22 protein-coding genes are annotated in these 21258 nt (G+C 71.4%); 10 read left to right on the top strand and 12 right to left on the bottom strand.

Features of this window, described 5'->3' with window-relative positions:
* Positions 1-9 precede the first annotated feature (9 nt).
* Positions 10-1176: a cystathionine gamma-synthase gene (gene metB, locus ACS5PV_RS08020; RefSeq protein WP_455394806.1), complete on the bottom strand. Its 1167-nt coding sequence runs from the start codon at positions 1174-1176 to the stop codon at positions 10-12.
* Between the two features lie 96 nt (positions 1177-1272).
* Positions 1273-2094 (bottom strand): NADPH-dependent oxidoreductase, encoded by an 822-nt coding sequence (locus tag ACS5PV_RS08015; protein WP_455394805.1) that lies wholly within the window; start codon positions 2092-2094, stop codon positions 1273-1275.
* Between the two features lie 218 nt (positions 2095-2312).
* Between ACS5PV_RS08015 and ACS5PV_RS08010 the strand changes: the two genes are divergently transcribed.
* Positions 2313-3650: an LLM class flavin-dependent oxidoreductase gene (locus ACS5PV_RS08010; RefSeq protein WP_455394804.1), complete on the top strand. Its 1338-nt coding sequence runs from the start codon at positions 2313-2315 to the stop codon at positions 3648-3650.
* 107 nt (positions 3651-3757) lie between these two features.
* Here ACS5PV_RS08010 and ACS5PV_RS08005 read toward each other — a convergent pair whose 3' ends face one another.
* The 9 genes from ACS5PV_RS08005 to ACS5PV_RS07965 form a co-directional block, all read right to left on the bottom strand.
* Positions 3758-4720 carry a type II secretion system F family protein gene (locus ACS5PV_RS08005; RefSeq protein WP_455394803.1) on the bottom strand — a complete coding sequence of 321 codons (963 nt, stop codon included), beginning with the start codon at positions 4718-4720 and terminating at the stop codon, positions 3758-3760.
* A gap of 61 nt (positions 4721-4781) precedes the next feature.
* Positions 4782-5750: a type II secretion system F family protein gene (locus ACS5PV_RS08000; RefSeq protein ID WP_455395008.1), complete on the bottom strand. Its 969-nt coding sequence runs from the start codon at positions 5748-5750 to the stop codon at positions 4782-4784.
* Between the two features lie 43 nt (positions 5751-5793).
* Positions 5794-7269 carry a CpaF family protein gene (locus ACS5PV_RS07995; RefSeq protein WP_455394802.1) on the bottom strand — a complete coding sequence of 492 codons (1476 nt, stop codon included), beginning with the start codon at positions 7267-7269 and terminating at the stop codon, positions 5794-5796.
* A 50-nt stretch (positions 7270-7319) separates the two neighbouring features.
* A complete protein-coding gene (locus tag ACS5PV_RS07990) occupies positions 7320-8576 on the bottom strand; it encodes an AAA family ATPase (protein ID WP_455394801.1) in 1257 nt (418 codons plus the stop codon).
* Positions 8577-8690: 114 nt separating this feature from the next.
* Positions 8691-9416 (bottom strand): CpaD family pilus assembly protein, encoded by a 726-nt coding sequence (locus ACS5PV_RS07985; protein ID WP_455394800.1) that lies wholly within the window; start codon positions 9414-9416, stop codon positions 8691-8693.
* A gap of 37 nt (positions 9417-9453) precedes the next feature.
* Positions 9454-10995 carry a type II and III secretion system protein family protein gene (locus ACS5PV_RS07980; protein WP_455395007.1) on the bottom strand — a complete coding sequence of 514 codons (1542 nt, stop codon included), beginning with the start codon at positions 10993-10995 and terminating at the stop codon, positions 9454-9456.
* 65 nt (positions 10996-11060) lie between these two features.
* On the bottom strand, positions 11061-11870 hold the full coding sequence (cpaB, locus tag ACS5PV_RS07975; protein WP_455394799.1) for a Flp pilus assembly protein CpaB: 810 nt from the start codon (positions 11868-11870) through the stop codon (positions 11061-11063).
* Positions 11871-12124: 254 nt separating this feature from the next.
* Positions 12125-12631, bottom strand: a complete 507-nt coding sequence (locus tag ACS5PV_RS07970; RefSeq protein ID WP_455394798.1) for an A24 family peptidase — start codon at positions 12629-12631, stop codon at positions 12125-12127.
* Between the two features lie 218 nt (positions 12632-12849).
* The gene (locus tag ACS5PV_RS07965; RefSeq protein WP_455394797.1) at positions 12850-13014 is read right to left on the bottom strand and encodes a Flp family type IVb pilin; all 165 of its coding nucleotides are present in this window, start codon (positions 13012-13014) and stop codon (positions 12850-12852) included.
* Between the two features lie 330 nt (positions 13015-13344).
* Here ACS5PV_RS07965 and ACS5PV_RS07960 point away from each other — a divergent pair, with 330 nt between their 5' ends.
* The 3 genes from ACS5PV_RS07960 (at position 13345) to ACS5PV_RS07950 (ending at position 15192) form a co-directional block, all read left to right on the top strand.
* Complete coding sequence (locus ACS5PV_RS07960; protein ID WP_455394796.1) at positions 13345-13851, top strand: pilus assembly protein N-terminal domain-containing protein; 507 nt, start codon at positions 13345-13347, stop codon at positions 13849-13851.
* 169 nt (positions 13852-14020) lie between these two features.
* Complete coding sequence (locus ACS5PV_RS07955) at positions 14021-14530, top strand: TadE/TadG family type IV pilus assembly protein (protein WP_455394795.1); 510 nt, start codon at positions 14021-14023, stop codon at positions 14528-14530.
* Positions 14527-15192: a TadE/TadG family type IV pilus assembly protein gene (locus ACS5PV_RS07950; protein ID WP_455394794.1), complete on the top strand. Its 666-nt coding sequence runs from the start codon at positions 14527-14529 to the stop codon at positions 15190-15192. The genes ACS5PV_RS07955 and ACS5PV_RS07950 overlap by 4 nt, the downstream gene beginning before the upstream one ends.
* A 21-nt stretch (positions 15193-15213) precedes the next feature.
* On the opposite strand, the gene ACS5PV_RS07945 is transcribed toward ACS5PV_RS07950, so the two are convergent.
* Complete coding sequence (locus ACS5PV_RS07945; RefSeq protein ID WP_455394793.1) at positions 15214-15765, bottom strand: retropepsin-like aspartic protease family protein; 552 nt, start codon at positions 15763-15765, stop codon at positions 15214-15216.
* A gap of 283 nt (positions 15766-16048) precedes the next feature.
* Here ACS5PV_RS07945 and ACS5PV_RS07940 point away from each other — a divergent pair, with 283 nt between their 5' ends.
* From ACS5PV_RS07940 to trmD, 6 genes are all read left to right on the top strand, one after another.
* Positions 16049-16741, top strand: a complete 693-nt coding sequence (locus ACS5PV_RS07940; RefSeq protein WP_455394792.1) for a 50S ribosomal protein L25/general stress protein Ctc — start codon at positions 16049-16051, stop codon at positions 16739-16741.
* A gap of 91 nt (positions 16742-16832) precedes the next feature.
* Positions 16833-17444, top strand: a complete 612-nt coding sequence (gene pth, locus ACS5PV_RS07935; protein WP_455394791.1) for an aminoacyl-tRNA hydrolase — start codon at positions 16833-16835, stop codon at positions 17442-17444.
* A gap of 69 nt (positions 17445-17513) precedes the next feature.
* The gene (gene ychF, locus ACS5PV_RS07930) at positions 17514-18611 is read left to right on the top strand and encodes a redox-regulated ATPase YchF (protein ID WP_455394790.1); all 1098 of its coding nucleotides are present in this window, start codon (positions 17514-17516) and stop codon (positions 18609-18611) included.
* Positions 18611-19276, top strand: coding sequence for a deoxyribonuclease V (gene nfi, locus ACS5PV_RS07925; protein WP_455394789.1), 666 nt, complete (start codon positions 18611-18613; stop codon positions 19274-19276). The genes ychF and nfi overlap by 1 nt, the downstream gene beginning before the upstream one ends.
* Positions 19277-19351: 75 nt before the next feature.
* The gene (locus tag ACS5PV_RS07920) at positions 19352-20350 is read left to right on the top strand and encodes a MaoC family dehydratase (RefSeq protein WP_455394788.1); all 999 of its coding nucleotides are present in this window, start codon (positions 19352-19354) and stop codon (positions 20348-20350) included.
* 43 nt (positions 20351-20393) lie between these two features.
* On the top strand, positions 20394-21128 hold the full coding sequence (trmD, locus tag ACS5PV_RS07915) for a tRNA (guanosine(37)-N1)-methyltransferase TrmD (RefSeq protein ID WP_455394787.1): 735 nt from the start codon (positions 20394-20396) through the stop codon (positions 21126-21128).
* The last annotated feature ends 130 nt before the right edge of the window (positions 21129-21258 follow it).

Raw genomic sequence — 21258 nt, 5'->3', positions numbered from 1 at the left:
CGCGGCCCGTCAGCCGCGCCCGACCGCGTCGAGCGCCTGAGCCAGGTCGCCCAAGAGATCCTCCTCCGCCTCCAGGCCGACCGAGAGCCGCACCAGCCCGTCGCCGACGCCGGCGCGCTCGCGCGCCTCCGGGTCCATCGCCGCGTGGGTCATGGTCACCGGGTGGGCGATCAGGCTCTCGACCCCGCCGAGGGACTCGGCCAGGCTGAAGACCCGCAGAGCCCCTACGAGCCGGCGCACCGCCTCGCGCCCGCCGGCCAGCTCGGCGCTCAGCATCGCCCCGAAGCCGCGCTGCTGGCCCCTGGCGATGGCGTGGCCTGGATGGCCTTCGAGGCCCGGATAGTAGACCCGCGCGATCGCCGGATGCGCTTCGAGGAAGGCGGCCACGGCGGAAGCGTTGCGGCTCTGGCGCTCGATGCGGGGAAACAGCGTGCGCACGCCGCGCAAGGTCAGGTAGGCGTCGAACGGCGAGCCGGTGACGCCGACGGTGTTGGCCCACGCCGCGAGTTCGTCGCCGAGGCTGGCGTCGGCGGCGATCACCGCGCCGCCGATCACGTCCGAATGGCCGTTGATGAACTTGGTCGTCGAGTGGACGACGAGGTCGGCCCCGAGGGCCAGCGGCTGCTGGAGCGCCGGGGACAGGAAGGTGTTGTCGACGACGAAGAGCGCACCCGCCGCCTTGGCGAGCGCAGCCACCCGGCGGACGTCGGTGATGCGCATCAGCGGGTTGCTGGGCGTCTCGGTGAGGACGATCCGGGCGCCGTCAGCGAGAGCGGCCTTGAGCGCGGCCTCGTCGGTCTGGTCGACGAAGGCGACGCGGTAGTGCCCGCGCGCGGCGCGCATCGAGAGCAGCCGGTGGGTGCCGCCGTAGCAATCGTGCGGCGCCACCAGGAGGTCGCCGGGGCGCAACGGCGACAGGGCGAGGTCGAGGGCTGCCATGCCGCTCGACACCACCACCGCGCGGGCGCCGCTCTCGAGCTTGGCCAGCGTGTCGGCGAGCTGGTCGCGGGTCGGGTTGCCGAGGCGGGCGTAGTCGTAGGCCCGGGCCTTCTCGAACTCGGCGAAGGTGTAGGTCGTCGAGAGGTAGAGCGGCGGGGTCACCGCGCCGAAGGCCGTGTCCGTCCCGATCCCGTTCGCGGCGGCGATCGTCTCCGCCCGCCTGTGCTCGTCCGCCACGTCGCTCTCCCACTCTCGCGCTGCATCCGATACGTTCTTTATGAAGAACGAAACGGACGATCAACGAGAAAACGTTCGGCGCGGCGGACGTCGTGGCTATTTCAGGCCGAAGCCGCGGCGTTCCAGAATCTCGCGCAGGCGGTCGCGGCCGCTCAAGGAGCCCGGCCCGCGCACCCGTTCGAGCGCGGCCCCACTCCAGCCGACCTCCGGCATCCGCTGCCCGGCCTGGAACTCCGCCATCGCGGCGTCGTAGGCCGCGATCGGGCCGGACGCGAGGGCGGGGTCGTAGCGGCCGCGATGCAGCACCACCTCCTGCGGCAGGCGCGGCTTGACCGAGGCCGGCCGCTCCGGATCGGGCCAGCCGACGCAGTGGCCGAACACCGCCAGCACGTTCGGCGGCAGGCCCAAAAGCTCGGCCACCGCCTCCGGGTCGTTGCGCAGAGCCCCGATATAGACCGAGCCGAGGCCGAGGGATTCGAGCGCCACGGTGGCGTTCTGGGCCGCGAGCGCGGCATCGACCACGCCGACCATCAGCATCTCGAGGTAGTCGAGCCCGTCCGTCGGCGCGTCCCGGTCGCGCCCGATCGCGCCGAGGCGCGACAAATCGGCGAGCCAGACCAGCACCAGCGGCGCCTCGGCGACGTGGCGCTGGCCGCGCGCCACCTCGGACAGGCGGCGCTTCACGGCCGGATCCTCGACCGCGACGACGCTCCAGGTCTGGAGGTTGGACGAGCTCGGCGCCGATTGCGCCGCGGCGACCAGCGCTTCGAGGGCGCCGGCGGGCAGCGGATCGGGCCGGAACGCCCGCACGGTGCGGTGGGCGAGGAGACCCGCGATCACGTCGTTCCAGGCGATGTCGAAGGCCGTCTGCGCGCCGTAGCGCGCCCTGATGGCGTTCCCGCGTGCCGTCTCGCTCATTTGATCCTCGCCCGTCGTCGCGTCTGGAGCATTTTCCGACGAAGTGGGTTCCGGTTCGTCGAAGAAAATGCGAAAAAACAGTAACTTAGAGAGCTTTGCGATTGCAGCGCGATCGTGAAGCGCTCTGGCGGAGTAGTACACGGAATTCATTGACTAACCAGGGCGGCGGTCCCAGATCGAGGCGGCGCGGCTACATCGGCCGGCACGAGGAGCCCGACATGGCGCGAGACCGCAGGCTTCATCTGGGCGCCTTCATGCGCCCGGTCGGCATCCACACCGCCTGGTGGCGCTACCCGGGCGGCCTGCCCGACGCCAACTTCAACTTCCGCCATCTCGCCCGCTTCGCGCGCGAACTCGAGGCGGCGAAGTTCGACGCCTTCTTCATGGCCGATCACCTGGCGGTACTGAACATGCCGGTCGAGGCGCTCAAGCGCTCGGCCACCGTGACCTCGTTCGATCCCGCTACGCTGCTGCCGGCGCTCGCGGTGGTGACCGAGCGGATCGGGCTCATCGCCACGGCCTCGACCACCTACGACCAGCCGTTCCACGTCGCCCGGCGCTTCGCCTCGCTCGATCACCTGAGCAACGGCCGCGCCGGCTGGAACGTGGTGACGACCTCGAACCCCGATGCCGCCAGGAACTTCGGCCTGGAGCACCATCCCGAGCACGCCGACCGCTACGACCGGGCGCACGAATTCGTCGACGTGGTGAAAGGCCTGTGGGACTCGTTTGCCGACGACGCCTTCCTGCGCGACGTCGAGAGCGGGATCTTCTTCGATCCCGACAGGATGCACGTGCTCGACCACCACGGCCCCCACCTCTCGGTGCGGGGCCCGCTCAACGTCGCCCGGCCGGTCCAGGGCTGGCCGGTGATCGTGCAGGCGGGCGCCTCCGAGGCCGGGCGCCAGCTCGCCGCCGAGACCGCCGAGGTGATCTTCGGGGCCGCCTCCAGCCTGGAGGACGGCCGGCGCTTCGCCGAGGACGTGCGCGGCCGCATGGCCGCCGTCGGCCGCGACCCCGACCACCTCAAGATCCTGCCGGCCTGCTTCGTGGTGGTGGGCGACACGCTGGAGGAGGCGCGCGAGAAGCGCGCCCATCTCGACGGCCTGGTGCACGAGGCGAGCGCGGTCGCCGCCCTGTCGATCGCGCTCGGCGTCGACGCCTCGGCCTTCGATCCCGACGGGCCGCTGCCGGAGATCCCGGAGAGCAACCAGTCGAAGACCGGGCGCGAGCGGGCGATCACGCTCGCGCGCCGCGAGTCCTTGAGCGTGCGCCAGCTGGCGCAGCGCCTCGGCGGCTATGCCGGCCTCGCGATGGTCGGCACGCCCGCGACCATCGCCGACGAGATGCAGGCCTGGCTCGAGGCCGGCGCCAGCGACGGCTTCAACGTCATGGTCTCGGACGTGCCGCAGGGGCTGGAGGATTTCACCCGCAAGGTGGTGCCGGAACTGCAACGCCGCGGCCTGTTCCGCACCGAGTACGAGGGCACGACCCTGCGCGAGCATCTCGGCCTGCCGCGGCCAGGGAACCGGTTCTTTCCCGGGGCGGGCGGGTGAGGCGCCGCTCTCCTTTTCGAGAGCCCGGTCGACGAGCCTCCACGGATCTCACGCCCGGAGGGTATAGAGACCGTCGAGGGTGTCGGACATGGCGGTGAGGCGGGCCGCTACTTCGAGCTGAACACCTGCACCATCGCCGGGGTCAGGATCACCACGAACAGCACCGGCAGGAAGAACACGATCATCGGCACGGTGAGCTTAGGCGGCAGGGCGGCGGCCTTCTTCTCGGCCTCGTTCATGCGCTGGTCGCGGCTCTCCTGGGCCAGCACCCGCAGGGCCTGGCCGATCGGGGTGCCGTAGCGCTCGGCCTGGATCAGGGCCGTGGTGACGTTCTTGACCGATTCGAGCCCGGTGCGGTTGGCCAGGTTCTCGTAGGCGACGCGCCGGTCGGTGAGGTAGGACAGTTCGGCGGTGGTGAGCGCCATCTCCTCGGCCAGCGTCATGCACTGGTTGGCGATCTCGACGCCGACGCGCCGGAACGCCGCCTCGATCGCCATGCCGGATTCGACGCAGATCAGCAGAAGGTCGAGCGTGTCGGGCCAGTTGCGCTGGATCACCGCCCGGCGCTTCGAGGTCTGGTTGCGCAGGAAGAGTTCCGGCGCCTTGATGCCGAGATAGACTGCCACCACCACCAGCCCCAGGCGGATCAGCGCCGGCTGGTCCAGCACCTCGATCACGAACAGGTAGAACACCGACAGGACGAAGAAGGCGATCGGCGTCACCAGGCGGAAGAACAGGAAGGCGATCTCGGCCTGCGGCCCGCGATAGCCCGCCATCAGGAGGTTGTTCTTGGCGTTCTCGGTGCCGAGCCAGTCGTCGAGGCGCAGGCGCTCGACCACGCGCTTCATGTAGGCCTTGGGCTCCTGGCGCAGCGACGTCTTCTGGTTCATGCGCTCGCGCTCGCGCAGGCGGATGCGGTCGCGCTCCTTGCCCACGCCTTTCAGGCGGTGACGGAGCCGGTCGGGCTCCAGCAGCGGCTGGACCAGGGTGAAGACCGTGGCCGCCGCCGCCACCGCGGCGAGCGCCGCGCCGAGGAAGTAGGGGTCGGCGAGATAATACAGGATCTGCACGCGCCGCCTCCTAGTACGTTGGGGCTGTCGGAAACCGTGGTCTGGCGAACGCGGGCAGCGCTCAGATGTCGAAGCGGATCATCTTGTTCATCACGAATACGCCCACCAGCATCCATACGCCGGAGCAGGCCAGCGCGACGTGGCCAATCGTGGTGGTCCAGAGCAGCGAGATGTAGTCGGGGCTGGTGAGGTAGGCGAGGGCGGCGACCACGAAGGGCAGCGAGGCGATGATCGAGGCCGAGGCCTTGGCTTCCATGCTCACCGCCTTGACCTTGTCGGCCATCTTGCGGCGGTCGCGCAGCACCCGCGAGAGGTTGCCCAGCGCCTCCGACAGGTTGCCGCCGGATTTCTGCTGGATGCCGATCACGATGGCGAAGAAGTTCGCCTCCGGCACCGGCATCCGCTCGTACATGCGCCCGACCGCGTCCCCGAGCGAGATGCCGAGGGCCTGGGCCTCGATCATCGCCCGGAACTCGCTCTTGACCGGCTCCCGGGCCTCCCGGGCGATGATGCGCAGGCAGTCGCCGACCGGGAGGCCCGAGCGGATGCCGCGCACGATCACGTCCATGGCGTTGGGCAGTTCGAGGATGAAGCGGGTCATCCGGCGCTTGCGCAGGTAGGAGAGCAGCCAGCGCGGCACGCCGAGGCCGGCCGCGAAGCCGAGGCCGAGCGCCATCAGCGGCTCGCCGCTCATCACGAGGCCGAAGGCGCCGACGAGGAGGCCGCCGAGCGAGCTGAACACGAAGAACTGGGTCTTGGAGATCGACAGGCCGGCCTGGGTCAGCCGCAGCTCGAGGCTGATGCGGCTCTTCTTCTCCTTGTCCTCGATCTCCTTGAGGCTCTTGGCGACCTGGTCGCGCCGGCTCACCGCGGTGACGCGCTCGACCGCTTGGCGCTGGCCGATCAGGGATTGCTGGCGCTTGGCGGCCCGGGCCTCGCTCGGCAGGAGCGGCACCACCAGGGCGGAGGCGAGCGCCGCCGCGCTCGCCGCGAACAGGCCCGCCGCGACGACCGACTCGACGTCCATCAGCCATGCCCTCCGGCCGGATCGAGAATCCTCGCATCGAGAGACGTCATGCCGTCTCCTCCGCGCGAACCTCGGCGGCGTCGAGGGCGGCGGCGAGCGCTCGGTCCTCGCCGTAGTAGCGCGCCCGGTCCCAGAAGCGCGGCCGGCCGATGCCGGTCGAGCGGTGGCGGCCGATCAGCTTGCCGTTCTGGTCCTCGCCGACGATGTCGTAGACGAACAGGTCCTGGGTGATGATGACGTCGCCCTCCATCCCCATCACCTCGGTGATGTGGGTGATGCGGCGCGACCCGTCGCGCAGGCGGGCGGCCTGGACGACGACGTCGATCGAGCCGGCGATCATCTCGCGCAGGGTCTTGGAGGGCAGGCTGAAGCCGCCCATCGAGATCATCGACTCGATGCGGCCCAGGCACTCGCGCGGCGAGTTGGCGTGCAGCGTGCCCATCGAGCCGTCGTGGCCGGTATTCATCGCCTGGAGGAGGTCGAAGGCCTCCGGTCCGCGCACCTCGCCGACGATGATCCGCTCGGGCCGCATGCGCAGGCAGTTCTTGATCAGGTCGCGCATCGAGATCGCGCCCTGGCCCTCGAGGTTCGGCGGCCTCGTCTCGAGTCGCACGACGTGCGGCTGCTGCAATTGCAGCTCGGCGGCGTCCTCGCAGGTGATGATGCGCTCGTCGTCGTCGATGTAGCGGGTGAGGCAGTTCAGAAGCGTGGTCTTGCCCGAGCCGGTGCCGCCCGAGACCACCACGTTGCAGCGCACCCGCCCGATGATCTGGAGGATCTTGGCGCCCTCGGGCGAGATCGAGCCGAAGCGCACGAGCTGGTCGAGGGTGAGCTTGTCCTTCTTGAACTTGCGGATGGTGAGCGCCGGGCCGTCGATGGCGAGCGGCGGCGCGATGACGTTGACGCGCGAGCCGTCCGGCAGGCGCGCGTCGCAGATCGGCGAGGATTCGTCGACCCGGCGGCCGACCTGGCTGACGATCCGCTGGCAGATGTTCATCAGCTGCTGGTTGTCGCGGAACCGGACCGACGTCATCTGGATCTTGCCGCCGACCTCGATGTAGGTCCGGTTGGCGCCGTTCACCATCACGTCGGCGATGTCGTCGCGGGCGAGCAGCGGCTCCAGCGGCCCGTAGCCGAGCACGTCGTTGCAGATGTCGTCGAGCAGCTCCTCCTGCTCGGCGATCGACATCACGACGTTCTTGAGACCGATGATCTCGATGACGATGTCGCGGATCTCCTCCCGCGCCGCGTCCGGCTCGAGCCGGGCGAGCTGGGTGAGATCGATCGCCTCGATGAGCGCGCCGAAGATCATGCTCTTCGTGCGGTAATACTCGTCGGAGCGGCCGTTCTCCATCGGCACCGGGGCCTCGCGGGAGGCGGGGGCGGCGTTCAGGGGGATGGGCTCGGCCCGCTTGCCGTCCTGGAAGACCGGCGCGGCCGCCTCGGTGAGCACCGGGGCGGGGCCGGCGGGGCGCGGGGCCGGGGCCTTCTGCGCCGTCGCTCCGGGTCTCCTGCCGAACATGGATCAGCGCACCTTCTCGGGAAACGGGCCGACGGGCGGGCGGGGAGGGCTCACGACGCCTTGCGGCGGGCGAGCCGGGCGAGCAGAGGTTCGAGCAGCGGCTCCAGGAGCTTGCCCCGGCCGCGCCGGGTCTCGGCGCGGCCGGTGAGGGCGCCCGCGAGCTCGCTCAGGGTCTCGGTGACCTTGGCGCCGGGCTGCACCTCGGCCAGCATCTGGCCGTTATTGGCCGCGGTGCCGAACAGGGTGGGCTCGAACGGCACCGTGGCGGCCACCGGCGCGTCGAGGGCCTTGGCGAATTCCGCGACCGCGATCTCCGGGCGCTTGGGCATCCCGACCCCGTTGAGGACGAGGCGCGGCGCGCGGTCGTGGGGCCGGGCCTGGCGCAGCACCTCGAACAGGTTGCGGGCGTTGCGCAGCGAGGTCAGGTCGGGCCCGGCCACGACCACGATCTCGTCGGCGCCGATCAGCATCCGCCGGCACCAGGCCGACCAGGCGTGCGGCACGTCGAGCACGATGCACGGCACGCTCGCCCGCAGCACGTCGATCACCCCGTCGAAGGCGCCCTCGACGAAGTCGGTCGGGCGGTCGAGGGTCGCCGGCGCGGCGAGCAGGCTCAGGTTGTCGGTGCATTTCGACAGGAGCCGGTCGACGAAGTTCGCGTCGACCCGGTCGGGCGCGAACACCGCCTCGGCCACGCCCTGCGGCGGGTCCTGGTTGAAGTTGAGGCCGGCGGTGCCGAAGGCGATATCGAGGTCGGCGATCACCGTCGCGGTGCCGTGGTCGCGGGCGACCGACCAGGCGATGTTGTGGGCGAGCGTCGAGGCGCCGACGCCGCCCTTGGCGCCGACCACCGCGATGGTCCGCCCCAGGGGCTCGGCGGCGGGATCGCTGAACAGCTCGGAGATCGCCGCGATCACCGAGACGGGATCGATCGGCGCGATCAGGTACTCGCTGACGCCGCGGCGGATGAACTCGCGGTAGAGCACGACGTCGTTGACGTGGCCGACCACCATCACCTTGGTGCCGGCGTCGCAGACCTCGGCCAGGCTGTCGAGGGCGGACAACGGGCTGCCCCTGGCCGCGCCGATCTCCACGATGAGGACGTTCGGAGTCGGGGCGCCGCGATAGGCCTCGACGGCGGCGGGCGCGCCGCCCATCTGGACCCGGGCATGTGCCTTCTGCATCCGCCGGTCGCCGGCGGCGGCCTCGATCGCCCCGGCGACCTCCGCGCTCTCGCAGAAGGCCTGCACGGTGATGCGGGGAACCGGGGGAATGACCCGGCCGGTGGGCTCGTCCGCCTCAGACATGGCGCGTGCCTCCCCGGGCGGCACGACCCTCGGGACGCCGTGTCCCGCCGGATCCGGCCCGGTCGGCGCCGGTGCGCCCCGTCGCGGCTGCGACTCTCGTCCGGCGCGTCGTCATCACTGCCCCACCTGGTTCTTCACGCTGGCGCGGCCATCCTGCTTCCAACTGGTTGATGGATCCTTTCCGGTGCGCAGGTCGGTCAGGTTCTGGGTCCGGATCACGGTGTCGATCCGGCCCTCCTGGCGGCCGCGCACGAGGTCGACAGGGTCGACGATCTGGCTCGCGACGTTGGCCTGGGTGGCGCAGCCGAAGTTCCAGTAGGACTCGTTGCGGGCGTTGAAGCCCGCATTGGTGACGCCGAGATCCTGGGGCCACAGCCCGCAGGACCCCGCCACCTTGGCCTGCATGCGCTGGAAGCTGAGGCGCAGGGGCGCGCTCACCGCGGCGTTGGCGACCGGGTAGGGCGCGACGATGAGCTCCCGCGGGCCGACCCCGAAGGCGCCCGCCCGGGCGCGCACCCGCTCCAGGGTGCGCTCCACCGCGCCGCCGGGCACCTGCGAGCCGCGCGGCACCTCGAGGACCAGCACGCCGCGGCCGTAGCGCCGGTACTCGGTGAGGAAGGCGTCGACGTCGTCGGCCTGGCGCGGGTCGATATGCCCGGTCCCGGTCACGAACACGTCGAGGTTGCGGGGGGAATCCGACAGGACGATCGGGTGCCGCTCGGGGACCGTCATCGGGTAGGTCGAGCCCGTGGTCAGCCGGCGGTCGGCGGCGCAGGCCGCGAGGCCGGCGGTGGCGGCGAGGAGCGTCAGGCGCAGGGCAATGCGGGTCATCGCGGGCATAGTCTCGGCGAGGTCTCGGCGGCGTCTCGAAGGGCGGTCAGTCGGTGATGAAGCCGACCCGGCCGCGATAGCCGGAGCCGAGGGGGGCGGCCCCGACCGTGCCGTAGAGGCGGTTCAGGCGCCCGAGCACGATCGCCTGGGCATCGGTCGATTCGGTGAAGCCGTCGTCGGGCTTCCGGACCTGGGCCGGGTCCATCGGCTTGGCGACGTAGGGGGTGACCATGATCATCAGCTCCGTCTCCTGGCGCTGATAGTCGCGGGAGCGGAACAGGGCGCCGAGGACCGGCAGGTTGAGGAGCCCCGGCAGGCCGCTGATCGCCTGGCGGTTGCGCTGCTGGATCAGGCCCGCGATCATCATCGTGCCGCCCGATGGCAGCTCGATCGTCGTCTCGGACTTGCGCACGGTCAGGCCCGGCACCGAGATGGTGTTGTTGCCGTTCGAGACCGGCACCGCGCTCTGCGGATCGAGTTCGGTGACGTTGGTGCCGACGCGGATCGAGATCCGGTTCTCGGACTGCACCACGGGGGTGAAGTTCAGCGCGACGCCGTAGGGCTTGTACTCGATGCCGACCGAGCAGTTCGAGGAGTTCGAGGCGAGCACCGCCGAGCAGCTCTGGCTGGTCGGCACCGGGATCTCGCCGCCGGCGGTGAAGTTCGCCGCCTCGCCGGAGATCGCCGTCAGGGTCGGCTCGGCCAGGATCCGCGACACGCCGGCCTGCTCGAAGGCGCGCAGGTTGGCCTGGAGCGAGAAGCCGCCGGAGGAGACCTTGCCGGTGATCTCGTTGCCGGACGGGTAGGAGCCGCCGGTGAGCGGGAACGGCACGCCGTTGACGAAGTTCATCGTGCTCCAGCTGGCGTTCATGTTGACGCCGAACTGCTTGAGCACCTGGCGCGACACCTCGACCACGGTGACGCGCAGCATCACCTGGTCCTTGCCGCGGATCGTCAGGTTGTTGATCACCGCGCCGCGGGTCGGCGCCCCGCCTCCGCCTCCGGCCCCGCCGGTGCCCACGAAGGCGTTGGCGACGTCGACCGCCTGCTGGGCTTCCGCCGCCGAGCCGACCGAGCCGGTGAGCAGCACCGAATCGCCCGCCGGGCGCACGTCGAAGCGGCCGGTCGGGATGCTGGCGGCGAGCGTCTGGCGCAGCACGTTGAGGTCGCGTCCGACCGTGACGTCGAGGGCGGCAATCTGGCGCCCGTCGCCGTCCATCACGAAGATCGAGGTGGCGCCGTTCTCGATGCCGATGACGAACACCTTGCGGGTCGAGCGCACCACGGCGTTCGCCACCTTGGGGTTGGCGACGAACACCTCTTTCGCGTCCCGCGGCAGGTCGATCACCAGCGACCGGCCCATGGTGAGGTCGATGCGGCGCGACACGTCGGCCTCGTTGGGCCCGACATTCACCACCGGCGCCGGCGCGAGGCCGCCGCGCTGGACCGTCCCGCGCAAGCCCAGGGCCTCGACCGCGGCGGCGGGTCCGGCGACCGCGACGGCCAGGGTGCCGGCGATCAGGGCCGGGCACAGGGCGGCGCGGAAGGCGGCCGCGGCCCGCAGGACCGCCGGGGGAGGCTCGGACATCGTCATGGAACGGAGGCTCGCGAGGCGGGAACCGCTCGCGCGGTCGGGGCGGGACGGGCGCGGGCTCATCGGCGTGGCATCTGCTTGGAGACGCCGTAGCGCACGATCGTGACACCGGCCTCGGCTTGCTGCTCCGGCGCGGCCGGGGCGGCCTGCCCCGCATCGGCGAGGCTGCGCAGGGTCAGCGAGAGCTGGCCGACCTTCTGGGCGAGGATCACGGTCTCGGCCTGGGCCGGGGTGAGCTCGAGCGTCGCGGTGTCGCCGGTGACCACCCGCTCGCCGTTGCGCTCCTGCACGGTCTGGCCGACCGCCAGGATGCGGATGTTGGTCAGGATGGTCTCGGCGGTCTGGCTGTCGCCGACGCCGGAGCGGGCCGCGTCCTCGTCGCGCGAGATGCGCAGCACGTCGACCCGGTCGTTCGGCAGGATGAAGCCGCCGGCGGTGTTCGAGCCGCGGGCATCGATCGAGATCGCCACGGCGCGCATCCCGGCGGGCAGGATCGCCGACAGGAAGCCGCTGCCGTTGGCCTTGATGAGCTTCTCGCGCCGGATCGGCTCGCCGGACAGGAACGGGCTGCGCACGATCGAGCCCACCGTGTCCTCGAGCGCCCGCGGCGCACTGGCGCGCTGGAGCGTGCTGTCGCTCGCCGCGCTCTTCGGCCAGGCCTGCCAGCGAAGGTCCGTCGGCTTGAGCGACTGGCCCATCGGCAGCTCGGCGGCGGCGACCAGCACCTCCGTCATCTCGATGGCGGGGGCCGGCGCGGCGACCGGCTCGGCCGGCGGCGGGGGCGGCGGCTCGCGGCCGCTCATCACGATGAAGGCCCCCGCGCCGGTCACGACGGCGACGCTGATGAGGAGCAAGCGCGATGACTTCATGGGGCGCCAAAGGAGAGGAAACGGCAGAGGCGGCGCGAGGCCGCCCGTTGACCGACTCCACCATCGATTCCTCAAATTAAGGTTAACTGCGCTTAGGGTTAACGCCTTGGATCCAGGCGGCGCCGCGATCCGAAACCCCACGTTGGACTCGCTAAGCGCGGCGCAACCTGCAACTGGGGGGGCGAACGGGCACGGGCGGCCGGAGGGCCATCTCGGCCCCGCCGCGAATCAGGTCGTTGGGATCGGATACTCGCTCAGCCCGGCAGCACCAGCCGCCACAGCGGCGCGGCGGGGCAGGCGACGAGGGCGGAGGCCGCGAGGGCGACGCCGTAGGGAATGCCGACGCGCCCGTCGTGCAGGCGCAGGGCGAAGGGCCAGGCCGCGGCGAAGCCGGGGAGGGGATGGCCGCGCACGAGCACCAGGCCCACGGCCATCAGGCCGCCGAACAGCGCGGTGTTGACCAGATAGTCGGGCAGCGCCCCGAAGCCGAGCCACAAGGTGGTGGCCGCCGCAAGCTTGACGTCGCCGGCCCCCATCACGCCGAAGAGGTAGATCACGAAGCCGACCGCGAGCACCAGCGCGCCCGCGCCGACATGGCTCGCGATCTCGAACCAGCCGAGCCCGGAGACCGGGGCCAGCACCGCGAAGGCGGCGACGAGGACGAGACCGATGCGGTTGGGGATCGTCATCGTGAGGATGTCGCTGACCGCCGCGTAGGCCATCAGGAACGGGAACACGACGAGGAGGCAGAGGCTGACCATGCGGGCTCGCGGCAGAGGCAAGGGGAGCGGGCAGGCATCAGGGGCGCGGTGCCGGCTCGCCGGGAGCCGCCCTCAGCCGGATCGGGGCCGGGGGATCAGGGGGATTGCGACCCGCGCGGCGACGCGCGGACCGAGCCGCCGGGCGAGGGCCGGCTCGGCGCCTCGCGCCGCGAGAAGGAGCGCGCCGACCCGCACGGTGCGGGCCGGCCCGGCGCGTCTTACTTCAGGTTGCCGGCGATGTTGTTGAACGTGCCCGCGAGGTTGGTGCCGACGGCCTTGGCCGCGACGATCACCGCGATGGCGATCAGGGTGGCGATCAGGCCGTACTCGATCGCGGTGGCGCCCGACTCGTCGCTGACGAAACGCTTCAGCTTGGTGATCATAACTGTGTTCCCGCCTGAGTGGTATCGGTTAGTCCGTCGACAATCGACTGGCGCCGATCGGGACTGACGACAAGCTAGGCCGCGGCCGTTGAAGTTGGGTTAAGACGGTCGCCGAACTCTGGCGGTCGAATTGAAATCGCCCGCGTGGTTAACGAGCGCTCGATCGCGATGCGACCCGCCCGTCCCCAAGGGCACCATTCTCCCGAGGGCAGTCCGTCCCGGGAGGCGGGGCCGCCGCGCAGGCTTAGCGGTTTGTCAACCCATCCGACGCTTGATGGACGGGAGCCATGATCGCGTCCGAAAGACCCCTCAGCCGATGAGCCCGCGCCGATGAGCCCGCTCCGCCGCCCGAGCCGCCCGCGTGCCGCGTGCCTCGCCATGGCTCTCGCCGCGTGCCTTCCGGCCCTCGCGCTGCCGGCCGGCTCCGCCCGGGCGAGCGACGGCGCCACCGTGACCGTCTCGGTCGACAACGCCAAGGTGATCCGCCTGCCCGAGCGCACCGCGACGGTGATCGTCGGCAACCCGATCATCGCCGACGTGTCGCTGCAGCGGAACGGCATCGTGGTCCTGACCGGCAAGAGCTTCGGCAGCACCAACCTCATCGCCCTCGACTCGGCCGGCACGATGCTGGCGGAATCGGCGATCAGCGTGCGGGCCGGCAGCCCGTCGGTGGTCACGGTGCAGCGCGGGCTCGATCGCGAATCCTATTCCTGCACGCCCGCCTGCCAGCCGGCGGTGCAGCTCGGCGACACCCAGCGCTACTTCTCCGAGATGAGCGGGCAGGCCGGCCAGCGCAACGCGCTGGCGACCGCCGGCGGACCGGCCCCTGCGCGCTGAAGCCTCGGCATCGCGCATGACGGTCCACACGCCCCGACCCGACCCCGGCATGTCCCGTCCCCCGTCCTCGGCTCCGGCAGGACCGCGGCGACCCGCGCTCCGGTCTTGGCGATCCGCGCTCCGGTCACGGATCGCGGGTTTCCCGGCCGCGCGCCAGGGAGCGACGGCGGTGGAATTCGCGATGATCGGGTTGCCGTTCCTCCTCCTCATCGCGGCGACCACCGAGACCGCGCTCGCGTTCTTCGCCGGCCAGGTCCTCGACAACGCCGTCTCCGGCGCGGCCCGCCAGCTCTATACCGGGCAGTTCCAGGCCGCCCGCGCGGCGGACCCGGCCCCGCCCCCCGACACCACGACGCAGCAGGTCGCGCTGGAGAAGTTCAAGGACGCGATCTGCGGCAGCCGGGTCGCGATCTTCTCCTGCCGCAGCGTCAAGGTCGACGTGCTGGCGTTCTCCGACGGCGCCAGCTTCACCCCGGCGAGCCCGATCGACGCGGCCTCGCGGTCCTGGCGCAGCGACTTCGGCACCCAGTACCAGAAGCCCGGGCCCGGCCAGATCGTGATCGTGCAGGCGGCGGCGGAGTTCCCGGTCTTCTTCGGCTTCCTCAATCCCAACACCCTGGCGAACGGCAAGCGGGTGCTCCAGAGCACCGTGGCGTTCCGCACGGAGCCGTTCCAGTGACCGCCAGGCCCGGATCCGCCAGCCCGGGGTGCCCGCGGCGCGCGCTCGCGCGCTTTCGGCGGGGGCGGGACGGCGTCGCCGCGGTCGAGTTCGCGCTGCTTCTGCCGCTTCTGCTGCTGCTCTTCTTCGGCACGACCGACCTCGCCGGCTACATCAGCAACTTCCGCAAGGTGACGCTGGCGGCCCGCACCGTGGCCGACCTGGTGGCGCGTGAGGGAGGCGACATCCCGGAGACCCAGTTCACCCTGATCGTCAAGGCCGGGCGGGCGGTGCTGGCCCCCTACGAGGGCGCCGGGGCGCGGATCGCCGCCAAGGCGATCGGGGTCTACGACGCGGGCGGACGGGCCAAGGTCTGCTCCTACGCGGTGGATGCCGGCAACGCCGCCGTGGCGGGTCCGGTCGGCCCGACGGACGTGCCGCCGGTGCCGGACGTGTACAAGAGCGAGGGCGCCCGCTACGTCGTCGTCGAGCTGTCGATGGCCTACCGGCCGATCTTCGCCGCCAGCTTCGCCAAGCGGTTCAACCTCGGCACCCTGACCGAGACCGTGGTCTGGCCGGTGCGCAACGGCAAGGTCTACAACGGCTCGGTCACCTCGAACCCCGAGGTCGTGCTGCCGACCGTCGTCTCGAACAGCAACGGCGGGGCCTGCCCGAGCACGTGAACGCCCGAACCGGCCGGGCCCTCACCCCCGCAGGATCATCCGGCCCGCCGCGACCTCGAACCCGCGCAGGCGGCGCAGGAACGACATGCCGAGCAGGCTGGTGTCGAGGCGCCCGCGCGGCAGCACCACGGCTTCGACGTCGCGCACCGTGATCCCGCCGAGCCGCATCTCGCGCACCCGCACGCGCGCCGCCGGCACGGTGCCGTTGGCGGTGCCGACCTGGGCGGTGAAGTCGCGCTCGGCGACGGCAATCCCGATCCGGGCCGCATCCTCGTGGGTGAAGACGCAGAGCGTGGCGCCGGTATCGACCAGCATGCGCAAGACTTGGCCCTCGACCTGCGGGTGGGCCTGGAAATGGCCGGACAGGTCCTGCGACAGGGTCACGCTGGATTCGAATCCCGCCGCGGCCCGGGCCGCCTCGTCGGCAGGGACGCGGCCCTGCGCCGGCGCCGGGACGTGTGTCTGGCCCGGGGCATGGCCCTGGCCGATCCGGGCGAACCGCTCGGTCATCGACCCGCCGGTGACGGCGGCGCCGGCGAGCACGCCGAGGGCCCAGAGGATCGGGCGCGTCACGAAGGATCTCCGAGGTCGGGGGGAAGGGGCCGCAAGGCTCGCGCCGGACCGGTTAAGGATCCGTCCGGGAGACGCGCGAAACCCGCCTGCATCCCCATCCTCGCCCGTCCTTGCCATCGCGGCCCGTCTCTGCTAGCAGCACCCCGCCCGCCGGACACCCTTGGAGGCCGGATCGTCCCGTCACGGGAACGGGCGTGGCGACGTCGGTTCACAGGGCCGTCCTCGAGGGGGCGGCCTTCGGCGTTTGAGCCATCCGCAACACCAGAGATTTAAGGATCACGCCATGAGCGCCGTGAAGCCGCTTGAGGCCGTGGCACGCGACCGGGTCGGCAAGGGGGCCGCCCGGGCCGTTCGTCGCCAGGGCCAGGTGCCGGCCGTCATCTACGGGGGCAACAAGCCGCCGCAGGCCATCGCCATCGACCTCATCCGCACCCGCACCCTGATCTACGCCGGCGGTTTCCGCACCACCGTGTTCGAGATCGATGCCGGCGGCCGCAAGGTCCGGGCGATCCCGCGCGACTTCCAGCTCGACCCGGTCACCGGCGTGCCGCTGCACGTCGACTTCCTGCGCGTCGTCGCCGGCCAGTCGATCGAGGTCGAGGTGCCGGTGCACTTCACCAACGAGGACGCGGCCCCCGGCATCAAGCAGGAGGGCGGCACGCTCAACGTGGTGCACCACACGATCGCGATCGAGGTCGCCCCTGAGTCGATCCCCGACGCGATCACCGTCGACCTGACCGGCAAGGCGATCGGCGACACCGTCCACGTCTCCGACCTGCCGGTGCCGGCCGGCGCCACCTTCGTGCTCGCCGGCGACGAGGTCGTCGCGACCCTCGTGCCGCCGACGGTGCTCGGCGCCGAGGTCGAGGCCGAGGAGGCCGCCGTGGCCGAGGCCGCCCGCGCCGAGTCGGCGGCGGAAGCCGAGGCCGAGGCCGCCGAAGAGGCCGCCAAGGAAGACGAGGCCAAGGAGGACTGAGCCGGTCCCGGCTCACCTCTCGGTCGCATCGAGACGCCCCGGTCGCGAGACCCGGGGCGTTTCCCATTTCTCGGGGAGCCTCGTTTTCGCCATGCGTCTGTTCGTCGGCCTCGGCAATCCCGGGCCTCGCTACGCGGGCAACCGGCACAATATCGGCTTCATGGCGCTCGACGCGATCGCCCGCCGGCACCGCGCCGCGCCGTGGCGGCGCAAGTTCCAGGGCGACTGCACCGAGGCGGTGGTCGGTTCTGAGCGCGTGCTGCTCCTCAAGCCCCTGACCTTCATGAACGAATCCGGCCGGGCGGTGGCGGAGGCGCAGCGCTTCTACAAGATCCCGCTCGAGGGCGTGGTGGTGTTCCACGACGAGCTCGACCTCAGCCCCGCCAAGCTCCGGGTGAAGAAGGGCGGCGGCAATGCCGGCCATAACGGCCTGCGCTCGATCACCGCGCAATGCGGCAACGAGTACTGGCGCGCCCGCCTCGGCATCGGGCATCCCGGCGACAAGGCCCTCGTCCACGCCTACGTCCTCAACGACTTCGCCAAGGCCGAGATGCCGTGGGTCGAGGACCTGTGCGACGCGATGGCCGACGCCGCCGAGCTGATGGCCGCGGGCGAGGATGCGCGCTTCCAGAACAAGGTCCACGTCGCCATGGCGGGCCGCGGCTGGGACGAGGTGAAGCGCGTCGGCGAGAAGCCGGCTTGACCCCGACTCCCGAACCACCCGACAACGCCGCGGGCCGGCGCTCTGCTCTGAACTGAACGGACTGATCTGATGGGCTTCAAATGCGGCATCGTCGGCCTGCCGAACGTCGGCAAGTCGACGCTCTTCAACGCGCTGACGCAGACCGCGGCGGCGCAGGCGGCGAACTACCCGTTCTGCACCATCGAGCCGAACGTGGGCGAGGTCGGCGTGCCCGACGACCGCCTCGACGCGCTCGCCAAGATCGCGTCCTCGAAGGAGATCATCCCGACCCGGCTGACCTTCGTCGACATCGCCGGCCTGGTGCGCGGCGCCTCGAAGGGGGAGGGCCTGGGCAACCAGTTCCTCGCCAACATCCGCGAGGTCGACGCCATCGCGCACGTCGTGCGCTGCTTCGAGGACGGCGACGTCACCCACGTCGAGGGCAAGGTCGACCCGATCGCCGACATCGAGACGATTGAGACCGAGCTGATGCTCGCCGACCTCGACAGCCTCGAGAAGCGCGTCGTCGCGCTGGAGAAGCGGGCCAAGGGCACCGACAAGGAAGCCAAGGAAACCCTCGACCTCGTCCAGCGGGCGCTGCCGCTCCTGCGCGACGGCAAGCCTGCCCGCCTCGTCCAGCGAAAAGCCGACGAGGAGCGCCTGTTCTCGCAGCTCGGCCTGATGACGGCCAAGCCCGTGCTCTACGTCTGCAACGTCGAGGAGGGCTCGGCCGATTCGGGCAACGCCCACTCGGCCGCCGTCTTCGCCCGCGCCAAGGAGGAAGGCGCCAAGGCCGTCGTCGTCTCGGCCAAGATCGAGAGCGAGATCGCCGTGCTGCCGCCGGCCGACCAGGTCGAGTACCTGGAGGCGGTGGGGCTGACCGAGCCCGGCCTCAACCGGGTGATCCGCGCCGGCTACGAGCTTTTGGGCCTCATCACCTACTTCACCGTCGGGCCGAAGGAGGCCCGGGCCTGGACGATCACCAAGGGCACCCGGGCGCCTGCCGCCGCCGGCGTGATCCACACCGACTTCGAGAAGGGCTTCATCCGCGCCGAGACCATCGCCTACGCCGACTACACGGCGCTGAAGGGCGAGGCGGGGGCCCGCGAGGCCGGCAAGCTCCGGCTCGAGGGCAAGGAGTACCTGGTGCAGGACGGCGACGTGCTGCATTTCCGCTTCAACACCTGATGGACCTCGTCCGGCGCCACGGCTGGGACCTGACGCCGACGGAGGCGATCGCGCTCCAGCGCCAGCTCGCCGCCGAGGTCGTGGCCGACCGGCCTCTCGCCCTCGACGCCGTGCGGCTCGTCGCCGGCGTCGACGTCAGCGTGAAGAACGACCGCTCGCACGCGGCGATCGTGGTCGCGACCTACCCGGACTTCCGGGTGGTCGAGACCGTGACGGCGCTCATGCCGACGCCGTTCCCCTACGTGCCGGGCCTGCTCAGCTTCCGCGAGGGCCCGGTGCTGGAGGAGGCGTTCGGGCGGCTCGCCTCCGAGCCGGACGTTTTTCTGTTCGACGGCATGGGCACGGCGCATCCGCGCCGCATCGGCATCGCCAGCCACATGGGCCTGTGGCTCCAGCGCCCGACGATCGGCGTCGGCAAGACCCGGCTCTGCGGCCGCAACGCGCCGCTCGACGAGGAGAAGGGCGCGCACCAGCCGCTGGTCGACAGGGGCGAGACGATCGGCGCGGTGGTGCGCACCCGCACGGGCAAGCACCCGCTGTTCATCTCGCCGGGCCACCTCGCCGACATCCCGACGAGCGTCGCCCTTGTGCTCGCCTGCGCGCCGAAATTCCGGCTCCCCGAACCGATCCGCCTTGCCCACAAGGCGGCGGGGGCGTTTTCCTGACGAGGCCGGGGTGCTTTCGCGTCAGACCTTCGCCGTGCTAGCCCGGCGGCCCGTCAACGCCGCCGGATGCCCCCCATGCCCCGCTACTGCTTCGAGGACCTCACGCCCGGTCTGCGGCTCGATTTCGGGCCGCTGGCGGTGAGCCGCGACGACATCGTGGGCTTTGCCCGCGAGTTCGACCCGCAGGGCTTCCACACCGACGAGGCGGCGGCGGAGCAAAGCTTCGTCGGCGGGCTGATCGCGTCCGGCTGGCACACCTGCGCCCTCGGCATGCGGCTCGTCGCCGACGGGTTCATCCTGCAGTCGAGCTCGATGGGCTCGCCCGGAATCGAGGAGGTGCGCTGGCTGCGCCCGGTCCGTCCCGGCGACGCCCTGTCGATGCGCATGAGCGTCACCGAGAGCCGGCCCTCCGGCAGCAAGCCCGACCGCGGCTTCGTGCGCTTCCTCCTGGAGATCGCGAACGGCGCCGGCCAGCCGGTGATGACACAGGACTTCTGGGCGATGTTCGGCAAGGCCGGCACGCCGCCGCTGCCGCCCCGCCCGCGCCCGCCGCAAGGGCCGCTCCCGGAGGAGATTCCCGAGGGCGAGGCGCTGCCCTCGGTCCACCTGGAGGACCTGCCGCTCGACCGCCGCTTCGACCTTGGCGCGCATCGCTTCACCCGTGACGACATCCTGCGCTTCGCCCGCGCCTTCGACCCGCAGCCTTTCCACGTCGACGAGGCGGCAGCGGAAAAAACCCATTTCGGCGGCCTGTGCGCCTCGGGCTGGCACACGGCGGCGGCCTGGATGAAGCGCATGGTCGCGGCCCGCGACCGCGGCCGGGCGCTGGCCCTGGAGCGGGGCGAGCCGATCGTCGAGAGCGGTCCCTCGCCGGGTTTTCGCGACCTGCAATGGCTGAAGCCGGTCTATGCCGGCGACACGATCCGCTACGACGTGACCCTGACCGAGGCGCGGCCCTCGCGCACCCGGCCGGGCTGGGGCGTCGTCAGCCACGAGGCCACCGGCACCAACCAGCGCGGCGAGCCGGTGTTTCGCTTCGCGGGGGCGTGGCTGGCTCCGAGCCGGGCCGGGTGAGGTCCCGGTTGACCGGTCCGGCCCGCCGGGGCCATCAACCGGCATGACCTCCTCCACCCCGCAAGCGACCGCGCCCCTCTCGCCGTGGCGCGCCACGATCCTGACCCTCTACCCCGAGATGTTTCCCGGCCATCTCGGGCTCTCGCTCGCCGGCGACGCGCTGGCGCGGGGCGCCTGGAGCCTCGAGGCGCGCAACATCCGCGACCATGGCCTCGGCCGGCACCGCGCGGTGGACGACACGCCGGCCGGCGGCGGGGCCGGGATGGTGCTGCGCTGCGACGTGCTCGCCGCGGCGATCGACGCCGCCGCGGCGCCCGACGACCCTCGCCCGCGCCTGCTGATGAGCCCGCGCGGCCGGCCGCTCACGCAAGCGAGGGCCCGCGCGCTGAGCGAGGGGCCGGGCGTCATCGTGGTCTGCGGCCGGTTCGAGGGCGTCGACGAACGGGTGATCGGGGCCCGCGCGCTGGAGGAGGTCTCGATCGGCGACTACGTCCTGTCGGGCGGCGAGCCGGCGGCCCTGGTGCTGCTCGATGCCTGCGTGCGCCTCCTGCCCGGCACGATGGGCAAGCACGCCTCCGGCGTCGAGGAGAGCTTCGAGGGCGGTGCCCTCGAATACCCGCACTACACCCGGCCGCGGGAGTGGGAGGGACGGGAGATCCCGGAGGTGCTGACCGGCGGCAACCACGCGGCGATCGCCCGCTGGCGGGCGGCGGAATCCGCCCGCCTCACCCGCGAGCGGCGCCCGGACCTCGTCCTGCGGGACCGGACCGGCGACTAGGGCAGCGCCCGATCACGCTGCTCGAGATCTTTGATTTCAAAGCATTTTCTACGACGAACCGGTGTCCACGTCGTCGGAAAACGCTCTCGCTCCGAGACAGTCTGTCGAGAAGACAACACAGGTGAATGTC

The sequence above is a fragment of the Methylobacterium sp. Gmos1 genome (assembly GCF_053764715.1).
Note: the sequence above shows the minus strand (reverse complement) of the source record. Positions and strands in the feature narration are given on the sequence as shown.